General features: G+C 44.9%; 17 protein-coding genes and 1 tRNA gene. 15 read left to right on the top strand and 3 right to left on the bottom strand.

Annotated elements, in window-relative coordinates; genetic code table 11:
• The first annotated feature begins 50 nt into the window (after positions 1-50).
• Positions 51-701: a cob(I)yrinic acid a,c-diamide adenosyltransferase gene (cobO, locus tag K0625_RS02575; RefSeq protein WP_438944483.1), complete on the top strand. Its 651-nt coding sequence runs from the start codon at positions 51-53 to the stop codon at positions 699-701.
• Positions 702-1117: 416 nt separating this feature from the next.
• Here cobO and K0625_RS02570 read toward each other — a convergent pair.
• Positions 1118-1204, bottom strand: a tRNA-Leu gene (locus K0625_RS02570).
• A gap of 188 nt (positions 1205-1392) precedes the next feature.
• Between K0625_RS02570 and K0625_RS02565 the strand changes: the two genes are divergently transcribed.
• The 12 genes from K0625_RS02565 to K0625_RS02510 all read left to right on the top strand — a co-directional run bounded on the left by K0625_RS02565 (position 1393) and on the right by K0625_RS02510 (position 13866).
• Entirely contained in the window at positions 1393-2217 is an 825-nt protein-coding gene (locus K0625_RS02565; protein ID WP_220108237.1) for a cobalamin-binding protein, read from the top strand.
• An 82-nt stretch (positions 2218-2299) separates the two neighbouring features.
• Positions 2300-2683, top strand: coding sequence for an MAPEG family protein (locus K0625_RS02560; RefSeq protein ID WP_220108236.1), 384 nt, complete (start codon positions 2300-2302; stop codon positions 2681-2683).
• Positions 2684-2992: 309 nt separating this feature from the next.
• Positions 2993-4639, top strand: coding sequence for an FAD-dependent oxidoreductase (locus tag K0625_RS02555; protein ID WP_220108235.1), 1647 nt, complete (start codon positions 2993-2995; stop codon positions 4637-4639).
• On the top strand, positions 4636-5067 hold the full coding sequence (locus K0625_RS02550; protein WP_220108234.1) for a YeeE/YedE family protein: 432 nt from the start codon (positions 4636-4638) through the stop codon (positions 5065-5067). The genes K0625_RS02555 and K0625_RS02550 overlap by 4 nt, the downstream gene beginning before the upstream one ends.
• A gap of 43 nt (positions 5068-5110) precedes the next feature.
• Entirely contained in the window at positions 5111-5596 is a 486-nt protein-coding gene (locus tag K0625_RS02545) for a DUF6691 family protein (RefSeq protein ID WP_220108233.1), read from the top strand.
• Positions 5597-5930: 334 nt separating this feature from the next.
• Positions 5931-7193, top strand: a complete 1263-nt coding sequence (locus tag K0625_RS02540) for an efflux RND transporter periplasmic adaptor subunit (RefSeq protein WP_220108232.1) — start codon at positions 5931-5933, stop codon at positions 7191-7193.
• Between the two features lie 10 nt (positions 7194-7203).
• Positions 7204-7500: a hypothetical protein gene (locus K0625_RS02535; RefSeq protein WP_220108231.1), complete on the top strand. Its 297-nt coding sequence runs from the start codon at positions 7204-7206 to the stop codon at positions 7498-7500.
• A gap of 79 nt (positions 7501-7579) precedes the next feature.
• Positions 7580-8341, top strand: coding sequence for an ABC transporter ATP-binding protein (locus tag K0625_RS02530; protein ID WP_220108230.1), 762 nt, complete (start codon positions 7580-7582; stop codon positions 8339-8341).
• 11 nt (positions 8342-8352) lie between these two features.
• Entirely contained in the window at positions 8353-9654 is a 1302-nt protein-coding gene (locus K0625_RS02525) for an ABC transporter permease (protein WP_220108229.1), read from the top strand.
• A 25-nt stretch (positions 9655-9679) separates the two neighbouring features.
• Positions 9680-10894: an ABC transporter permease gene (locus K0625_RS02520; RefSeq protein ID WP_220108228.1), complete on the top strand. Its 1215-nt coding sequence runs from the start codon at positions 9680-9682 to the stop codon at positions 10892-10894.
• 127 nt (positions 10895-11021) lie between these two features.
• Positions 11022-12449, top strand: a complete 1428-nt coding sequence (locus tag K0625_RS02515; RefSeq protein WP_220108227.1) for a sigma-54-dependent transcriptional regulator — start codon at positions 11022-11024, stop codon at positions 12447-12449.
• Positions 12450-12474: 25 nt separating this feature from the next.
• Positions 12475-13866, top strand: a complete 1392-nt coding sequence (locus K0625_RS02510) for a sensor histidine kinase (RefSeq protein WP_220108226.1) — start codon at positions 12475-12477, stop codon at positions 13864-13866.
• A 207-nt stretch (positions 13867-14073) separates the two neighbouring features.
• On the opposite strand, the gene K0625_RS02505 is transcribed toward K0625_RS02510, so the two are convergent.
• On the bottom strand, positions 14074-16041 hold the full coding sequence (locus tag K0625_RS02505) for a PKD domain-containing protein (protein ID WP_220108225.1): 1968 nt from the start codon (positions 16039-16041) through the stop codon (positions 14074-14076).
• 339 nt (positions 16042-16380) lie between these two features.
• Positions 16381-17289: a LysR substrate-binding domain-containing protein gene (locus K0625_RS02500; RefSeq protein ID WP_220108224.1), complete on the bottom strand. Its 909-nt coding sequence runs from the start codon at positions 17287-17289 to the stop codon at positions 16381-16383.
• Between the two features lie 333 nt (positions 17290-17622).
• On the opposite strand from K0625_RS02500, the gene K0625_RS02495 reads away from it, so the two are divergent.
• Positions 17623-18210: a hypothetical protein gene (locus K0625_RS02495; RefSeq protein ID WP_220108223.1), complete on the top strand. Its 588-nt coding sequence runs from the start codon at positions 17623-17625 to the stop codon at positions 18208-18210.
• Positions 18211-18432, top strand: coding sequence for a hypothetical protein (locus tag K0625_RS02490; protein WP_220108222.1), 222 nt, complete (start codon positions 18211-18213; stop codon positions 18430-18432).
• Positions 18433-18455: the final 23 nt, after the last annotated feature.

The raw sequence follows: 18455 nt of genomic DNA, 5'->3' as shown, positions 1-18455 counted from the left end.
GCTTTATCGCTGAATTTTGCCTGAGCAATTAACTAATTGATGGAAATATCATGACAGAAAATAACGGAGCGTCGAACATGACAGATAAGAGTGAGATGACTCAGGAGGAGCGAAAAGCTCAGCGCCATAAAGAGAGGCAGCAGAGAGTCAAAGAGACAGTGGATGCCAAAATTGCTGCCGCTCAAGAGGAGAAGGGCATACTGCTCGTGTTAACGGGTAATGGTAAGGGTAAATCCACTTCAGGTTTTGGTACCATAGCTCGCTCTGTCGGCCATGGTAAGAAAGCCGTCGTTGTTCAGTTTATCAAGGGAAATTGGGACTGTGGTGAGCGTACTCTACTTGAGGGGGCGGGTGTTGATTTTCATGTGATGGGCACAGGTTTTACCTGGGAGACCCAAGACAGAGAAAAGGACACTCAAGCCGCGGAAAGTGCCTGGGCTGCGGCAGAGAAGTTACTCAAAGATGAGACTATTGATTGCCTGATGCTCGATGAGCTTACCTACATGATAAGTTATCACTACCTAGATGTTGAGCGGGTAGTTGAAGCGTTAAAAAACAGGCCTAAGATGCAGCATGTGATAGTGACGGGGAGAGCGTGTCATCGAGCCATTGTCGAGCTAGCGGATACCGTGAGTGAGGTGCAGCCGATCAAACATGCGTTTGAAGCCGGAATCAAAGCCCAGCCCGGCTTCGACTACTGAAAATGGTTATTGCAGAAGCGAATTACTGCGTTGCGTCCTCGCTCACAACTCGCCTACCTAAAGGTATGTCATCGTTGTTCGCTGTGGGGCGCCTTGTACTTCGCTTCTTCATGACACCATTTACTTTCTTCGCTTTCTTTGTTGTGGCGTTATTGTCTACGCTGACTCACCCATCACATGAGCCTTCAGCGGCTTTAGGGTAAAAGGTGCATATGCTCATAGTCTGGAAAAACTTGACGGCTTACCCCTCATCCCGATCAGTTTGAAATTGCATTTCTTCGCAGCCATAACTGTGACGTATTGTCTATGCTGGCTCACCCCATCACATGAGCCTTCAGCGGCTTTTGGGTGCGAAGTGTGTATGTTCTGGGGGGGATAAAAGTATAGGCTTTACTTGGAAACAAGACTGAGAAGTTTGGTACAGATGGGGAGACTTGAACTCCCACGCCCTTGCGGGCACTAGCACCTGAAGCTAGCGTGTCTACCAATTCCACCACATCTGCAAGGTAAGGATTGAAGCGTTTCAAGTTATTGATTACTAATAACTTACTTTGTCCTTGATTGATAAATATTACTGCTGTTTGTTTTTACTGTCAATATGGCGAGTGACTGATATCCTCGCTCTGTGATATCTGTTGTAGTTGGCATGGTTTTTAGCGATAAAAGTGGATTAATTTAAAAAGAGAGTGTGATGAAGTTAATAGATAAGATGCTGTTGTTGATTGTTTTTCTGCCTATATCCATAGTGGTGGCTGCGCCTGCGAAACGTGTGATTGCTTTATCACCTCATTCGGTGGAGATGCTCTATGCCATAGGGGCGGGTGAGACGATTGTAGCCACCACAGATCATGCTGACTTTCCTGAAGCTGCACTTGATATCCCACGTATTGGCGGCTATCACGGGGTCCAAATTGAACGTGTGATTGAGCTTAACCCTGATCTGGTTCTGGTGTGGGGCAGTGGCAATAAAGCAGAAGATATTGAGCGGATTAAGAGCTTAGGGTTTAAGGTATTTAATAGCGACCCTAAGACACTAGAGGCGGTCGCCGACGAGCTTAAGGCCTTGGGGGAGTTGACCGGAAATAGGGCGCAAGCTGGTAGGGTTGGTGATGAGTACCTTGCTCAGCTGGCTAAGTTACGCAAGGACAATTTAGCTAAGCAGAAGGTAAAAGTCTTCTATCAACTCTGGTCTACCCCCTTGATGACAGTGGCTAAAAACAGCTGGATCCAACAGATCATCGATGTTTGTCATGGTGATAATGTCTATATTGATGCTGCCAGTGATTACCCTCAGGTGAGTCTTGAGAGTGTACTGCTTAAGATGCCACAAGTGATCCTTCAGAGCCAAGATGAGGGCAATGTGCTAGGTGTTGATTGGAGCAAGTGGCAGGAGATCCCTGCGGTAAAACAGCAACATATCTACCAGCTTAATGCCGATCTTTTACATAGGGCAGCGCCTAGGGCACTATTAGGGGTTAATGCGCTTTGTGAAGCTTTAGATAAAGCGAGAAAATAAGTTGCTAGTTATGATACTAGTAACTTTCTTAGCTTTATCTTTAACTCGCACCTGTTTTTAACTAATAAAGGATCTCTACCCTATGACCACCCTACTTATTTGTCTGTTTATTGCTATGTTGTTGCCCTATCTAGCGAAAGGCCCCGTAGCTGTCGCGATGGCAAAAGCCGGTGGCTATGATAATGCTCACCCGAGAGATCAACAGGCAAAGTTAACAGGTTTTGGTGCTCGGGCTGTGGCTGGTCATCAAAATGCATTTGAATCTTTATTGACTTTTGGACTCGCGGTCGTGACCGTGATCGCGACAAACAGTGTTAACGATACCGCTGTGATCTTTGCTATCGTGCATGTGCTAGCTCGCATCGCCTATCAAGTGTTATACCTTATCGACAAAGGCACATTGCGCTCTTTAAGCTGGTTTGTTGCCATTATCTCCTCCTTCACTATCTTCTGTCAGGCGTTCTAGTTAGAGGTTAAAGGCTAAGAGTTTCGAATTTCGAGTGTCGAGTGTCGAAACTCTAGCTGCGAGCTAAGGTATATATCTTTCTTCACTTTTTGGTGCACTTCTACTTTGAACAAGCGCTCCCTATATTTTTTTACGACTTATGAGTCTGTTCTAGGCTAATTATTCAGGCTTTATCTCCACTCTACAATATGAATCTTTTAGTTTTTCTTATGTTACAACTGTTACATTAGATTTTTTTAATAAAAAAAATTCTAATGGACTTAAAAATATAATAGACTGCATCCATATTCTAAAAGCTTGAGGTTGAAGATGAAGAAGTTACTGATTATTGGTGGTGTAGCTGGTGGTGCATCGGCAGCGGCTCGTGCAAGGCGTTTGAATGAGGAGGCCGAGATCATCATGTTTGAACGTGGTGAATTTGTCTCTTTTGCTAATTGTGGTCTTCCTTATCATATCAGTGGTGAGATCCCTGAGCGCAGTTCGCTTATTCTGCAAACGCCTGCTAGCTTCAAGTCCCGCTTTAATGTCGATGTGCGCGTACAGCAGGAGGTGATTGCCATCGATAAAGTCGCCAAAACCCTATTGGTGAAGAACCTCATTACCGGTGAGCAGTACAGTGAAAGCTACGATGCACTACTTTTATCTCCAGGAGCTGAGCCAATCACGCCACCAATCCCAGGTTTAAATACACCGCTTACTTTCTCGCTACGCAATATCCCCGATATGGATAGGATCTTAGCCAGTGTTAAACAAAGCAGGCCTGGCCATGTCACGGTTGTAGGGGGCGGCTTTATCGGCCTTGAGATGATGGAGTCTTTTCATGCTCTTAATATTGAGGTGACCATGCTGGAGCTCTCGAATCAGGTGATGGCGCCTGTGGATGTAGAGATGGCGAATATGCTCCACAGTGAGATTCTAGCGAAAGGGATAGATCTGCGACTTAATACTGGCCTTGCTAGTGTCGAACAGACAAGCTCTGGATTGAGCCTCTTCTTAAGCAATGGTGAGTCTCTTGATACAGAGCTATTAATCTGCGCTATTGGCGTCAAACCTGAGACCCGTTTAGCAGTAGATGCTGGGCTGGCCATCGGTGAGCTGGGGGGGATCATTGTTGACGAAATGATGCGAACCAGTGATGCCGATATCTATGCGGTGGGAGATGCGGTCGAGGAGTTTGATCTATTAACAGGTGAAAAGTGCCTAGTGCCACTGGCAGGGCCGGCAAACAGGCAAGGTCGTATCGCTGCAAACAATATCTTCGGTGGTCATGATAGCTATAAAAAGACCCAAGGAACGGCTATCTGTCGAGTGTTTGACTTAGCGATTGCCAGTACAGGCCTGAGTGAAAAGCGCCTCGCTAAAACAGAGATACCTTTCGATAAAGTCTATCTGCATGGCGCCAGTCATGCGAGCTACTTCCCTGGTGCGCACCCTATCTCATTAAAGCTTTTGTTTAATACAGATAACGGCAAAATTTTAGGGGCTCAGGCCTTGGGACGTGATGGCGTTGATAAGCGAATCGATGTGTTGGCTGTGGCCATAAGAGCGGGATTAACTGTTTATGATCTGCAAGATATGGAGCTGACCTACGCACCGCCCTATGGCTCGGCTAAGGATCTGCTTAATCAGGCTGGCTTTGTCGCCACTAATAGATTGAAAGGCGAGACATGCTTATGTCACAGCGCAGATATTGATGCTCGTGATGACAGCCAGATCTTACTCGATGTTAGAAATCCTGGCGAGTTGCTTAAAGCGGGTTCAATAGCGGGAGCGGTAAACATTCCACTGGATCAACTTAGGGAGAGGCTCAATGAGCTGCCCCGAGATAGGGAAGTACTGGTTTTCTGTCAGGTGGGATTACGAGGGCATGTAGCTTATCGAATGTTGGTTAGTCATGGTTTTAAGGCCAGAAACTTAAGCGGTGGGTTTAAGACCTATCAGGCGGTGACTGCATGAGCCTATTAATGTCGTTTTTAGGTGGGAGTTTAATTGGTCTAGCCGCTATTGGTTTGATGTTCTTCAATGGTCGAATTGCAGGGATCAGTGGCATTTTATCTTCGGCTCTCTTGCCCAAGGAGAGGGCTGGTAGTGATAAAGAAACTGGCTTAGCTTGGCAGTGGTTTTTTCTGTTTGGCTTAGTCTCAGCGGGCTTTGTTTATGCGTTGCTTTCAGGCTCATCATCACATAATCAACCTCAATTTAATCAGGTTTCCACTCCCTTGTTAATCATAGGGGGCTTGCTGGTGGGACTTGGCAGCAACATAGGCTCTGGCTGTACTAGTGGTCATGGGATCTGTGGCATCGGCAGGTTATCTCTTCGCTCAGTGATTGCGACTGGAGTATTTATGCTAACTGGCATGCTTGCTGCTGTTTTAATCCATTAGTATCAAATGATATTAATCACTCTTGCCGTTTTTGGAGTAAAAAATGAATAATAAGTGGATTGCATCTCTTTCAGGATTGCTGTTTGGTGCAGGTTTGTTGCTCTCTGGTATGGCAGAACCAACAAAGGTTATCGGTTTTCTCGATCTTAAGGGTCTGCTCGATGGCAGCTGGGATCCCTCGCTAATGTTTGTGATGGCTGGTGCACTATCGGTTTATATATCAGTGTTTCATCTCTATGTTAAGCCAAGGGTTAAATCTAGAACCAGCGCAAACTCTGCGATTAGTTCAGGGCCTGTCTGTGATAGTCAGTATCACCTGCCTGAGGTGAAAAAGCCTGATGGTCAGTTGATATTTGGCGCTGGGATCTTCGGCTTAGGTTGGGGAATAGCAGGGATCTGTCCGGGACCTGCGCTGGTGAATCTCGGCAGCTTAGATATCAGCCTAGGGTTATTTATGCTCGCGATGATCACTGGGCTCTATATCGGTAAGCTGAGTCAAAACTACCTAGGGAGTCAAGCCCAAGCCTAGCTTTATCTTGAGCGATGCGCTGAGCCACATTTTTAGATAGTTCTTCCCCTCTTTAAAGTCACAGCTTCATAACGTGAAATCTCTAGTGTGTCCGCCCAAGTTTTTGGCCTGCGGACACTTTATTTTCCCATATGAGAATAGATCGGACACTTTCTACTGATATGAGTAGAAGATCGGACACATTCTCTATCTGTCCGCGGACACTTTCTTAATCTCTTATCCTTTTGTTTTGCTTATCTTGTTGATTTTTAATGTTAAGTTGCTTTTGGCACATACCTTGTATTAATCAAGTTAGATGAGCGATAAACACTTACCAAACGGACAGGACAGGAAGATGATTCAGGATACGAGCGGACAGGACACTGTGGTACAGGCAAGCAAAGCTAGCAGACTTAAATGGCCTTTAATTGCAACTGCCGCAGCACTTTTGGTTTCAGGTCTGGTTTGGTCAAGTGTTGGTGGCAGTAATGTCAGTGAGTCGATTAGTCGTAGTGACTTAAGGTTTGCGACCTTAGAGCAGGGGACTCTAACTCGAGATATTGCCACCACAGGTAAAATTGTTGCAGCTAATGCACCAATCCTCTACAGCACAGATCAAGGTACGGTGACGTTACTGGCAAAACCCGGTGACAAAGTTGAGCTCGGGGATGTGGTGGCCACTATCGAAAGCCATCAGTTAACGAATAGTCTTAAGCAGCAGGAAGCCTTGCTTGAGGGGATGCAGAGCTCATTGGAGCGCGCCCGTCTTGACGCTCGTCGAGAGCAGTTAAAAGCGCAACAGACACTGGATATGGCTAAGGTCGACCTTGAGGCCGCAGACAGAGAGAGTCGTCGTGGTGATGAGTTAATTGAGAATAAACTTATCTCAAAGATCGATTTCGAGAAGGGTAAAGATGATCTGCATAAGGCTAAGCTACTATCGGCCCATGCACAGCAAGAAGCTGAGTTGACTCGTGATACCTTAGCTTTTGAGATTAAAAATAAGGCTTCAGAGGTTAACCGTCAGAAGCTAGTGGTGAGTGAGCTTGAGCGTCAAGTTGCAGCACTGAATATTAAAGCGCCAGTTGGCGGAATCATCGGTAACTGGTTAACAGAGCAGAAAGCGCGTATTGGTCAGAGCCAACCTATCTTAACTGTGGTGGATTTAAGTGCTTTTGAAGCTGAGTTAGCGGTACCAGAATCCTACGCCGATGAACTTGGTCTAGGCATGGATGTTGAGTTGAAATTTGGTGAACTGACCTTGATGGGGGAGCTCTCCTCTATCTCTCCTGAGGTAAGAAATCGTGAGGTTACTGCCCGTGTCCGTTTTGAGCAAGATGACCGTTTGCACCTTCGTCAAAATCAAAGATTATCAGCACGAGTATTACTTGAAAACAGACCCAACGTCTTGATGGTGAAGCGTGGGGCATTTGTATCAACCGGTGGTGGGCGAGAGGTGTACACCATGAATGGCGATATCGCTGAGCAGACAGAGATCCAATTGGGGGCTCGCAGCATGAGTCATATCGAGGTGCTACAGGGGGGCAAGGCAGGTGATGTATGGGTCATCTCAAGCGTTCAGCCCTTCAAGCAAGCTCAGCAAGTCTTGGTTCGCTAAGGAGAGCAAGATGAATAGATTAGAGCAAAAAATTGAGATGCAACTTACTCAAGAGAGAAGACTTAGCCCACAAAAAGTGATCACAGTGAGTGCATTGCTGATCTTGTTGGTTGCGGTGCAGGTTTCAACTCAGAGCGTCGAAGATTGGTTTGTGTTTGGTTTGAATGTATTGGAGGTCACGGCACCGATGAATGTGTCCGTCCATGAACTCTCCAATGTGGGTAGCGATGCTGTTGGTGGGTTAGAGCATTTACGCGAGATAATTTGGAAGTTGGTGAAGGCTTTGGTTGAGTTCATTTTTCGGTAAGCCAAAGTGATAGAAAACGAATCAGAAGTGGGCGGTTATAAGCTGACTTTTAGAACGAATAAAAACAGGGAATATTAAAATGTTATCGATGAAGAGTATCAGTAAAGTATTTAAAACGGATTTAGTTGAGACCCATGCGCTGCGAGATTTTAATTTAGAGGTGAAAGAGGGGGAGTTTGTGGCTGTCACTGGGCCATCGGGCTCAGGCAAAACGACCTTCCTTAATATTGCTGGTCTGCTCGAGGGCTTTACTCATGGTGATTACTTTCTTGATGGCGTGAATATCTCTAACTTGAGTGATAACAAGAGTGCGGCGATTCGAAACGAGAAGATAGGTTTCATCTTTCAGGGTTTTAACTTAATTCCAGATCTAAACCTTGCTGAGAATGTTGAGGTGCCACTGCGCTACCGCGGTTTTAATGCCGCCGAGCGTAAACGTCGTGTGCAACATGCACTGGAGCAGGTTGGATTGGCTGCACGAATGAAGCATTTGCCGTCACAGCTTTCCGGTGGTCAGCAGCAGCGTGTGGCCATTGCACGTGCGCTGGCGGGAGAGCCAAGATTTCTATTGGCCGATGAGCCAACGGGTAACTTAGACAGCATGATGGCACGTCAGGTGATGGAGCTGCTTGAGGAGATCAATAAGGCGGGAACCACGATTATTATGGTAACTCACGACCCTGAACTGGCTCGTCGCGCGCAGCGAAACATCCAGATTGTCGATGGTCAGGTGTGTGATTTTACCATGTATCAAGGTGGTGCTGAGAAGCCCCATCTAGTCTCTGATACAGAGTCGCCTAGTGATGGGCAGCAGGCTCAAACTGAACAAGTTGCAGGATAAGGAGAGAGGCTATGTTTTTCTATTATCTCGATTTAGCTTGGCGCAGTATTAAAAAAACGCCGCTATTGTCCCTGTTGATGGTACTGGCGATCTCTATCGGTATTGGCATTACTATCACCAGCCTGAATATCTATCAGATGGCCAACATTAATCCAGCGGGTGAGCGTTCAAGCCAGCTCTATGAGGTGCGCTTGATGAGCCAAGGGCTCGACTCTTGGGATGAAATCAACCCACAGATCACCTATCAAGATAGTTTTAATCTACGAAAAAGCAGTATTGCTACTCGTCAAAGCCCTATGTTTCGAACTGGGATGGCGGTCCAAACTGACGATGACAATTTCGTGCCTATCCTAGAGGGCGCACGTGTGGCAGACAGTGATTTCTTCGGTCTGTTCTCTGTGGAGTTTCTTTACGGTAACAGTTGGGGTAAGCAGGTCGATATCGATCCTGCCTATCAAGTGGTGATCCGAGAAGATCTGAACAAAGAGGTATTTGGCGGTGAAAACAGTGTTGGCCGCACTATCTATCTTAACCAGAAGCCCTATCAGATTGTAGGTGTGATCAAGTACTGGAACCCAAGCCCTAAATACTATGACGTTAACAACGGTGCTTTTAATGATGCAGAGCGGATGTTCGTTCCCTTTTCTCTAGCGCCTATCGAGGAGTTTGAGAGTTGGGGTAATAACCAAAGTTGGAAGCGTGAAGATATTGTGACCTACGCCGACAGACTTGCTTCAGAAACTCACTGGAACCAGTATTGGGTCGAACTTAATACCCCTGAGCAGGTAAAAGAGTATCGGCTCTGGCTTAGCAACTATATCGAGCAGCAAAAATTGATTGGCCGTTTTGAGATGCCAGAAGCTAAAGCAGATCTCTCTGATGTGGCCACTTGGCTTAAGGTGAACAATGTTGTCCCTGAAGATAATAAGGTATTGGTGGGTCTAAGCGTACTGTTCTTAATTGTCTGTTTAGTCAATATGTTAGGCCTATTGTTGGCCAAGTTCCTTAAACGTGCTCCAGAGGTCGGGGTTCGCCGCGCTATTGGTGCTAGCAGAGCACAAATATTTGCTCAGCATATGGTAGAGGTGGGAGTGATTGGGTTCTTTGGTGGTGTGATTGGTTTGCTCTGGGCTTGGGGATCGCTATCGATTTTGTCAGCGCACTTCAAACTTGAGGAGGCATTAACTCAACTTGGAATGAGTATGTGGGTGTTAGCTCCTGGTGTAGCTATTGCGAGTGCATTGATTGCAGGGCTTTATCCAGCTTGGCGGATCTGCTCTACGAATCCTAGTGTTCACCTGAAGAGTCAGTAGACAAAAGAGTTTAAGGAAAAGAACTATGTTGCAGATCAAACCGATTATCAGCACGCTACGACATAACAAAAGCGGTCCGCTACTGTTACTGCTACAGATTATTTTATCAGTGGCCATCGTTGCCAATGCCAGCTTTATTATCAATGAGCGGGTGCAGTTGATGAGTCGTGAGTCAGGCTTAGTAGAAGATGAAGTTTTTGACTTCACCGTCTATAACTTCGAAGAGGGGGTCGACTATACGGCTCAAAACAGTCGAGATATGGATATTATTCGTGGCTTAGCTGGAGTTAAAGCTTCAACCACCAGCAGTATGACACCACTGAGCGGTGGTGGCTGGTCATCAACTTTCACCTATGGTCAGAGTGAAGAGACCGCGAAAGATGCACCGCAGGCTGCGATCTATTATGGTGATGAGCAGATGGTGGAAACCTTAGGGGTTGAGATGATTGCTGGTCGTAACTTCTATCAATCTGAGATTGAGTCTGGCCATCCTAATACCGCCAACCTTGCAATTGTTAGTCAAGCTTTTGCTACTGTAACTTGGGGGGATGAGCCTGCTGTGGGTCAGACCATCTATGCTGGCGGTTATGGAGAGCAAGCACTTAAGGTGATCGGGGTGGTTAAAACCTTACAAGGGGCTTGGGTGAATAGCAGCCACTTAGATAATGCGATTATTTTGAATGTTGAGCTCGGGCTTACCTCATTTAACCGTTTCCTTGTTCGTGCAGAACCGGGCTTGATGACAGAGCTTAAGCCACAGATTATAGCGGCTCTACACAAAGAGAATAAGAATCGAGTGATTGATGGTTTTACTATGATCACTGAGCACAGAAAGCGTGTCTATCGTGATCATGAGTTGATGGCGACAGTGCTCTCTATGATGGTGATTCTATTATTGCTTATCACCTCTCTGGGCTTAGCGGGCATGGTGATGTTTAATATTGAACGTCGTACTAAACAGATAGGCACGCGCCGCGCTTTAGGGGCGAAGAAGCGTGATATTGTTAGCTTCTTCCTAGTCGAGAACTACATTATTTGTCTAACTGGTGGGGTTATAGGTGCGCTGGTTGCTGTGCAGTTAGGAAGGCAGCTAATGAGTGTTTACAGCTTACCTCAGCTTGAGCTTATCTACCCTATCGCTACCGTTGTAGGTTTAGTGGTGTTGACGACGGTAGCTGTGATTCTGCCAGCTAGAAAAGCGGCCAAGATATCTCCAGCGATAGCAACACGCAGCGTTTAGTTATTAGTGAGCGTCAACCGTGAGTGAAAGAGGCTTGTAAGTATTGGTCTTTAATTCTCTTTCACTTTCAGTTACTTTGATGGATCTAATACTTCGATATTCAACAATATAAGAACTATAACCAAGCATGGATACGATTCTCATCGTCGATGACAACCAGGCAGTGTGTAACGCACTGTCGCTTATGTTAGAGCTGAACGGCTTTAATACCCTTACTTGTCTCTCTCCAGAAATTGCCCTTGAGCTCATTCGATTACACGATATCGCCTTAGTGGTTCAGGATATGAATTTCACCCAAGATACTACCTCTGGTGAAGAGGGAAAGGCCCTGTTTTATGCACTGAGAGAGCAGCAGCCTGAGCTACCTATCGTATTGCTGACGGCCTGGACTCAACTTGAGATAGCTGTTGAGTTAGTTAAAGAGGGAGCAGCAGATTACATGGGCAAACCTTGGGATGACACCAAGTTAGTCACCAGTATCAATAATCTGATCTCATTGCATGCGTTATCTAAAGCCAATACTCAACTGACTCGGGTTGAGAATGATCGTATGTCAGCGATTAAAGGTGCTGATCTCTGTGGCATCGTCTTTGGCAGTGGTGCCATGCAGCGCAGCGTGGATCTGGCGCTGCAGATTGCTCGCTCCGATGTATCAGTGCTGATCACTGGCCCCAATGGTGCGGGTAAAGATAAGCTTGCCGATATCATACACGCCAACTCATCGCTCAAAACTAAGCCTTTTATCAAGGTTAACGTCGGTGCTCTGCCGATCGATCTATTAGAAGCTGAGCTGTTTGGTGCAGAGGCTGGAGCCTTTACAGGTGCTAACAAGACACGTATCGGTCGTTTCGAGGCGGCCGATGGTGGGACTTTGTTTCTGGATGAGATAGGTAATCTGCCCTTGTCGGGTCAGATAAAACTGCTGCGGGTGTTACAAACTGGTGAGTTTGAGCGCCTTGGGAGTCACCAAACGAAAAAAGTGAATGTTAGGGTACTGAGTGCGACTAATTCTGATCTTGCAGAAGATATTAAACTGGGACATTTTCGAGAAGATCTCTTCTATCGACTTAACGTGATTGAGCTTGCCTTAGCACCGCTCAATCAACGTCAGGACGACATACTGCCTCTAGTAGAGCACTTTATTGGTGGGGAGTTTTCCCTGAATAAGCAAGCGCAAGAATCATTAGTCGCACACCCTTGGCCGGGAAATGTGCGTGAGCTGGAAAATGCCTGTAAGCGTGCTGTGATCTTGGCGAGCAGTGCGAGTTTAACATCGTCAGATTTTGGTTTAGTGAGCGCGGGTCATCTACAGGAGGGAGGAGCTAGTTCTGTTCAAGAGCAGAACCAGCCCGATATAGTGAGTCCTGTCGAAGCCTCAGAAACAGATCCACTTGACCTAAATAAGCCAGTAACAGATAAAACTCAGATCGAGAAGAGTGAGATCGAAGCGGCATTGATTCAACACGGTGGCGTTATTGCCAGAGTGGCTAAATCATTAGGTTTGAGTAGACAGGCCCTTTATCGCAGAATGGAAAAGTTTGGTATCGATAAATGATCGAATTTTAAAGGTATATCTGTTTATGGCACTGCTATCGTTACTCTCGCTTCGCATTAAACTGATTCTGGGGGCTGTATTAGCCTCCCAAGTCGGTACCGGTTTGTCATTACTTGTCATGTTTAAGATGACGCAGCCACAAACCTTTATCGCCGCCTCAATGTTCTCTTTTATCATGATATTTATGCTTGCAGGCCTGTGCGCTTGGGTTATTAGTTATTATGCCACTCGTACTCTCGCCACTAGCCTTAATGCTCTTGAGGTGGGTTTGCTTAATTTTAAAGATAACGATTTTAGTGTCACGATTCCAGCTAGTGGAGATCCTCAGCTACAGGCTCTGATTGAGCTATTTAATGAGTCTGCAGAAACCCTAAGGCAGGAGCGGCAGTACATCTATCAGCGTGAACTGTTGCTGGATAAAGTGATCCAGAGTTCGCCAAATGTGATGTTACTGCTCGATGATGATCAGCGAGTAATCTACGCCAACGATGCTGCGAGACATCTATTACATCAAGGAAACCATATTAATGGCTTCCTGTTGCAGGAGTTGATGGACAGGGTCAGTGATGAACTGGCATCGGCACTCAGCAAGCCCAAAGGCGGGCTGTTTACTCTCTCTGTTGAAGGGCAAGATGAGGATGAGACTTGGCACCTTTCTCGAGGACAATTTTTGCTAAATGGTCAGTATCATCATCTGGTACTGCTAAGGCAGATGACTCATGAGCTGAATAGACAAGAGGTGGCTGTTTGGAAAAAGGTGATACGGATAATCAGTCATGAGCTGAATAACTCTGTGGCCCCTATCGCCTCTATGGTCAATTCCGGGCGTATGATCACCAAAGAGCTCAAGGATCCTAAGCTTAAGATGATATTCGATACGATTGAGGACAGGACGAGTCACCTCAGCCAGTTTATCTTTAATTATGCCCGCTTTGCTAAACTTCCCCTACCTAAAAAGGAGCGGGTTAATTGGCGTAAGCTGGTGGATCAGTTAGGCCAGCACTACCAGTTTACTCTGCTTGGTGAACTGCCTGAAGAGGATGGTGAGTTTGATCTTATTCAAATGGAACAGGTGCTACTGAATCTGCTGAAAAATGCCCATGAATCAGGTTCAAAAATAGCGGGAGTGAGTCTAAGCATTGAAGCATCATCCCCACATAATGCCAATAATCGCGCTCTGGATAGTGAAGGACGAGTGATGAGTGGGACTGTGATTGAGGTAAAAGATGAGGGCAGCGGAATGCCTGCCGATGTGCTTAAACAAGCTCTACTGCCTTTCTACTCTACTAAGCAGTCTGGTACAGGACTTGGCCTGCCTCTTTGCCGTGAAATTATTGAAGCCCACGATGGACGGATCAGCCTACATAATCGCGATGATATGGGGCTTTGTGTAAGGGTTTGGTTACCATCTGTCTAGCCAGCCTTCGAATGAAGCTTGATTATACTTTCTAGTTTTACTCGAGCTTTAATGAATATCTACTGATACAAAGCTGTCAGTAGAGCTATGGGATACTGGTACTATTACAGTCAAGGAAACGAGAGAGTATTATGGAACATCGAGTAGTTAACCAACAGGGTTACTTTATCTTGTTGGTTAACTTCACTCTACTGTAGAAAAGCTAGGCTATTTTTTAGTCCATGTTTCTGATGACATAGTATAAAAGCCTGCTTCTGTACCGTTATCATTGGCATCGAGTTCGAAATCGTAGATGTCGAACTTAAGGGTTCCTGCCGAGATATCGGTAGGCGATCCCACTAACGTCCAGCCATCTTCATTAATGTATAACTGCCCAAATCTGAGTTGCCAATTAAAGTCGACAATACCATCGTTGCTGATCTCTTGGGCGGTATTGTCGTTATTAAAGGTTATATCATGCTGCCAACCGGACTCATTATCGATACCTGTAAAGGTGTGACCTGCCAGATCATCGAAGTTTAACTTAGGTTGTTGACTCGTTGTTCGTGTTCTACGCATCACACCTGCATCTTCATCATCTTTCCAAATAACAATATCACCGTGAACGGCAACCACAGTTTCACTGTACTGTACGTTTTGTTGGTTAAGTGCTACGTCTGTGTAATTGAGTAAGTTTGTGCTGCTATCCCACAGGTAAGTACCAGCATTTAACCCATATCGGTTTTGGGAGTGGCCGAGATCTAAGAAGTGGTTATCCTCAAAAATGGCTAATATTTGATAACCAGTGCTGGTCGGATTAAAATAGCCACCGACTAGAGGGTTAGTAGCACTTATTAAGCGTGTTAAGGTAAACGTAAGGGTTTCGCCGTCATGCTCTTCTGTCACTGTCATGCTATTGCCATTAACAGTAAATATGCCACTTTGAACGACCTCTTGATTAAGCGGCTCTTCATCATGCATACCAATACAGCCATTAGTATCTTCAATCGTGGTTATGCTCATGACGCCAGTATCGGGGCTCCAAGTGTAGTTTCCTACTTCAAAGCCATCTTGTCCGCAGTCATCTGATGACACTTCCATATGGGTATAAAAACCTGACTTGGAGAAATTGATCACCAGATCATGTGAGCCTTCAAAGATCCAAGAGCCAACAATAGCTAGTGGCGCCACAAGATCTTCATCATTTGATATGGTTCGTATGGTGTCTGCGATTAAGCTGTCATCATGCTGATTAACTGTGTCGATAAAGGCATCAACAGTGAGCGCATCATCAATTAAATCAAGGGTTGAATCAACACCTTCTGGCAAGCTAAAGGCATTATCTCCCTCACCATCTACAACGATTTTGATCAATGCAGATAGGGTGAGTTTCTCATTTTGATCTATGGCTAATTTAGCGGTATCAAGGGCATCATTAGTTGCGGGTAGCTCTCCATCACGACTGAGTAATACAAACTCTGATGTCGATACGTTAGTCACGTTTACGCCTAAGCTCTCATTCTTTACTAAGGTGTTGTCACTCCCAGCTTGCTCGATTAAGCGATTTAAAGATCCAAGTTGTGAGACAAATTCAACCTCGGGATTTATCTCGGCATCACCGGTTGCTCTTATCTGCACTAAATGATCATTTTGCTCAATACCATCGAGTGTGACTGCAACTGAGTATTGACCTTGGGAGTTAGCTGTTGTCGTAAAGACCTTATCGGCGACTAACACTTCGACAGTGGCATTACTGATAATATCATCAGTAACTAGACCGCTGATCGTGACGCTGGAGGTTATGCGGGTTACGGTAATGGTTATGCTTTCAGTTGTGGTGGCTCCATCGTTGTCAGTAACTTGTACATCAAGTGTTAGCTCGCTATCACTGTCTACCGCTGGTGCGATAAATCTAACGCTGGCGGCTTGATCATCGATTAGGGTGATATCTGCTGATGATGTGGACCATTTGATGCTACTAATGCTGCCATCTGCATCCGATGCATTGGCGGTAAGAGTTAATGCTTGCCCCTCAACAACCGTATTCTCCCCCGTAATTGATACAATGGGAGGGGTATTGCTTCTATCTGTCGGTGTTGGGGCTTCATTATCTCCATTGCCACAACCTAGCAGCATACTTGTGCTTAATAATGTAGTGATAAGCAGTGGTGTTAATTGAGGCTGGATCTGTTTCATTATTTATTCCTTTATTATTAATTTATTCAGATAAATAAGGTCACCTATTTCTAGTCGGCAGCATTTATCCCATCTATTCCTATAAAGATGTTTTGGAGAGTGTATTTTGAGTTTTGAAACTAAACTGATCAGTATTACTTTCGGTTAATCGTGCTCGAAGTAAAATGGATTAAATAAGGTTAAAAGGAGTGACCAGAAGGGTCAAATGCAAATAGCCATACTCTCAGGTAAGTTATTCTTATCTGAAAGCTAGGTAGGGAAGGTTATTTGTTTGAAATGAAATGATGACCTCTTATTTATGTTACTAGGGCTTAGGTTAATTCAATCAATTCTTTGCTCTTATTCAGACCAACCCAATCTCTTGATTATTGCTCTTAGCCAGATTTCAAATGCCTGGATGATCGCTCTGTTTTTATCTTGTTTGCGATAAACTAAATAGGCCTCACTGTAAGATGAAATTTTATTTGGGAAAGGGGTGATGATCTCTCCCTCCTGCAATAAATGGTTAATCATAGGTTTGTAGCCCATACCTATCCCTGCGCCAGAGCGAACAGATTCAATGGCAGAGCGAAAACTACTGAGTATGAGCTCATTGCCCGACGGGGTGTCAAGATCCCACTCATTGAGCCAGTGAGGCCAGTTATGTTTATCTGCTGTGAGCCGAATGAGCCGGCTGTTTTCTAATGTGTCAGGATTAACACTAGGGTTGATAGCGAAATAATCATGTCGACAGATTGGGGTTATCTCTACTTTAAAAATGGGTACGTAGATGAGATGAGGCTCTTCACCTTTAGTGCGTCTAATCGCGACATCGAGATCTTTTATCGCAAAGTCCATCATATTTGGTGCCGAGTCCATTTGAATGCTGATATCTGGGTGGTGTTCCTGAAATTCATGGATAAAGGGAGCGAGTAAAGCACTGATGACCATAGGGACACTGTTGATCACAAAGGTGAATTTCTCCTTGTTGGCAATCAGTTCGTCGGTTGCACTTTGCAGTTGTTGGAGCGACTGTTGGACTTTATAAAAATAGACCTGTCCGTCGTTGGTCAGTGTCAACGAACGATTTAAGCGTTTGAATAACAACACATCTAGCTGTTGTTCAAGGGTTCTAATTTGGTGACTTACAGCTGGAGGAGTAATGAACAGCTCTTCTGCTGCTTTTTTAAAGCTAAGGTGTCGTGCTGCAGATTCAAATACTCGTAGAATATTGAGCGAAGGTAATCGGTGCTTTTTTGCATCTACCATAATGAAACGACCTTAGAGTTAAAATAAACCGATATACGTGTCATAAAGAGTAAATGAAATAATCAGTTAACCAATGAGTAAAGAGGTTAACACACGCGCAGAGTATAACCAGACTGTAGTCGAGATAAATAGGCTTAGGTTGTTCTTTGCTTCGGTTCAGTGAACTGAGAGTAACAAGACTCAATTGTTTAGACTTGTGGTTATTATTTGTTCTGTTATGTTATCTGAGAATATATTGATTTGTGGCGCTTTTAATCGGAAAAGCGCTATTTTTCGATATATTGATTTGAATGAGTGTCAGTTTTGAGCGTAATCGATTGTACAGGGAGCGTTATGAGTCTATATCTTGGATTTACGTTTTTTTCACTGTTTATAGGTTTTCTCTTAGGGGCATCGAATACCCCTGTTATCGGGCTGTTCTTAACCAGCATTTTTGGTTTTATTGGTACTTTATTGGGTACTCAATATGTGCTGAATATAAATAATGCTAACAAGTATGGCGCTAGGTTTTTAGGCATTAGCATGCTTGCTGTCTCTATTTCACTTTTTATTGGTACGATTTCTGGAGGTTTTTATCGTACTGAGTCTTATATTCAAGTTGAGCAGACACTACCTTGGGAGGGAGCGGCTAAACCAAGGAGTACTAAAGAGGCGTTGGATTGGATTCTGGTGAAAGAGAAGATGAACTTGCTCGGATATTCAGATGAAGATGTAGCAAAGGTATATCAAATTAGAAGTGAAGAAATTGAGCTTTTAGAAGAGATCATCAAGCAAGAATCAACACAGGAAGAGGACCTTTACTCTTCGGAGCTGCCCACCGTTATTTATGATGAGTCCGCTCCGTTTTATCTTGTTTTCCCTAAAGAAATTACCCCAAAAAAACGTGCTAATCGCGCACCATCATCAATAAATGGAGATTAAATGATGTTACATACAAAGCTAATACTACTTATTTCAATCTTACTTTTCAGTACCGCCACTTATGCCGCTGAACCTGAGCATGATGATAAGGCTCATGAGAAAGCAGAGAAAAACCTAGATGATAAGCACTGGAATGATGCCCATGGCAGTGGTGTTCCAAAAAGTAAAGAGCGTAAGCCTGGTGGTAAAAAAGAGAGCAAAAGTAAGAAAGAGAAGGAGTAACTCTTAATAGTGCCTCATTGCTA

Origin of the sequence: Shewanella nanhaiensis (assembly GCF_019457885.1) — a bacterium.
Classification (GTDB): domain Bacteria; phylum Pseudomonadota; class Gammaproteobacteria; order Enterobacterales; family Shewanellaceae; genus Shewanella; species Shewanella nanhaiensis.
Note: the sequence above shows the minus strand (reverse complement) of the source record. Positions and strands in the feature narration are given on the sequence as shown.

Excerpts from the sequence above, each read along its gene's own strand:
- cobO (WP_438944483.1), top strand. The coding sequence starts at position 51 with ATGACAGAAAATAACGGAGCGTCGAACATGACAGATAAGAGTGAGATG.
- K0625_RS02565 (WP_220108237.1), top strand. The coding sequence starts at position 1,393 with ATGAAGTTAATAGATAAGATGCTGTTGTTGATTGTTTTTCTGCCTATA.
- K0625_RS02560 (WP_220108236.1), top strand. The coding sequence starts at position 2,300 with ATGACCACCCTACTTATTTGTCTGTTTATTGCTATGTTGTTGCCCTAT.
- K0625_RS02555 (WP_220108235.1), top strand. The coding sequence starts at position 2,993 with ATGAAGAAGTTACTGATTATTGGTGGTGTAGCTGGTGGTGCATCGGCA.
- K0625_RS02550 (WP_220108234.1), top strand. The coding sequence starts at position 4,636 with ATGAGCCTATTAATGTCGTTTTTAGGTGGGAGTTTAATTGGTCTAGCC.
- K0625_RS02545 (WP_220108233.1), top strand. The coding sequence starts at position 5,111 with ATGAATAATAAGTGGATTGCATCTCTTTCAGGATTGCTGTTTGGTGCA.
- K0625_RS02540 (WP_220108232.1), top strand. The coding sequence starts at position 5,931 with ATGATTCAGGATACGAGCGGACAGGACACTGTGGTACAGGCAAGCAAA.
- K0625_RS02535 (WP_220108231.1), top strand. The coding sequence starts at position 7,204 with ATGAATAGATTAGAGCAAAAAATTGAGATGCAACTTACTCAAGAGAGA.
- K0625_RS02530 (WP_220108230.1), top strand. The coding sequence starts at position 7,580 with ATGTTATCGATGAAGAGTATCAGTAAAGTATTTAAAACGGATTTAGTT.
- K0625_RS02525 (WP_220108229.1), top strand. The coding sequence starts at position 8,353 with ATGTTTTTCTATTATCTCGATTTAGCTTGGCGCAGTATTAAAAAAACG.
- K0625_RS02520 (WP_220108228.1), top strand. The coding sequence starts at position 9,680 with ATGTTGCAGATCAAACCGATTATCAGCACGCTACGACATAACAAAAGC.
- K0625_RS02515 (WP_220108227.1), top strand. The coding sequence starts at position 11,022 with ATGGATACGATTCTCATCGTCGATGACAACCAGGCAGTGTGTAACGCA.
- K0625_RS02510 (WP_220108226.1), top strand. The coding sequence starts at position 12,475 with ATGGCACTGCTATCGTTACTCTCGCTTCGCATTAAACTGATTCTGGGG.
- K0625_RS02505 (WP_220108225.1), bottom strand. The coding sequence starts at position 16,041 with ATGAAACAGATCCAGCCTCAATTAACACCACTGCTTATCACTACATTA.
- K0625_RS02500 (WP_220108224.1), bottom strand. The coding sequence starts at position 17,289 with ATGGTAGATGCAAAAAAGCACCGATTACCTTCGCTCAATATTCTACGA.
- K0625_RS02495 (WP_220108223.1), top strand. The coding sequence starts at position 17,623 with ATGAGTCTATATCTTGGATTTACGTTTTTTTCACTGTTTATAGGTTTT.
- K0625_RS02490 (WP_220108222.1), top strand. The coding sequence starts at position 18,211 with ATGATGTTACATACAAAGCTAATACTACTTATTTCAATCTTACTTTTC.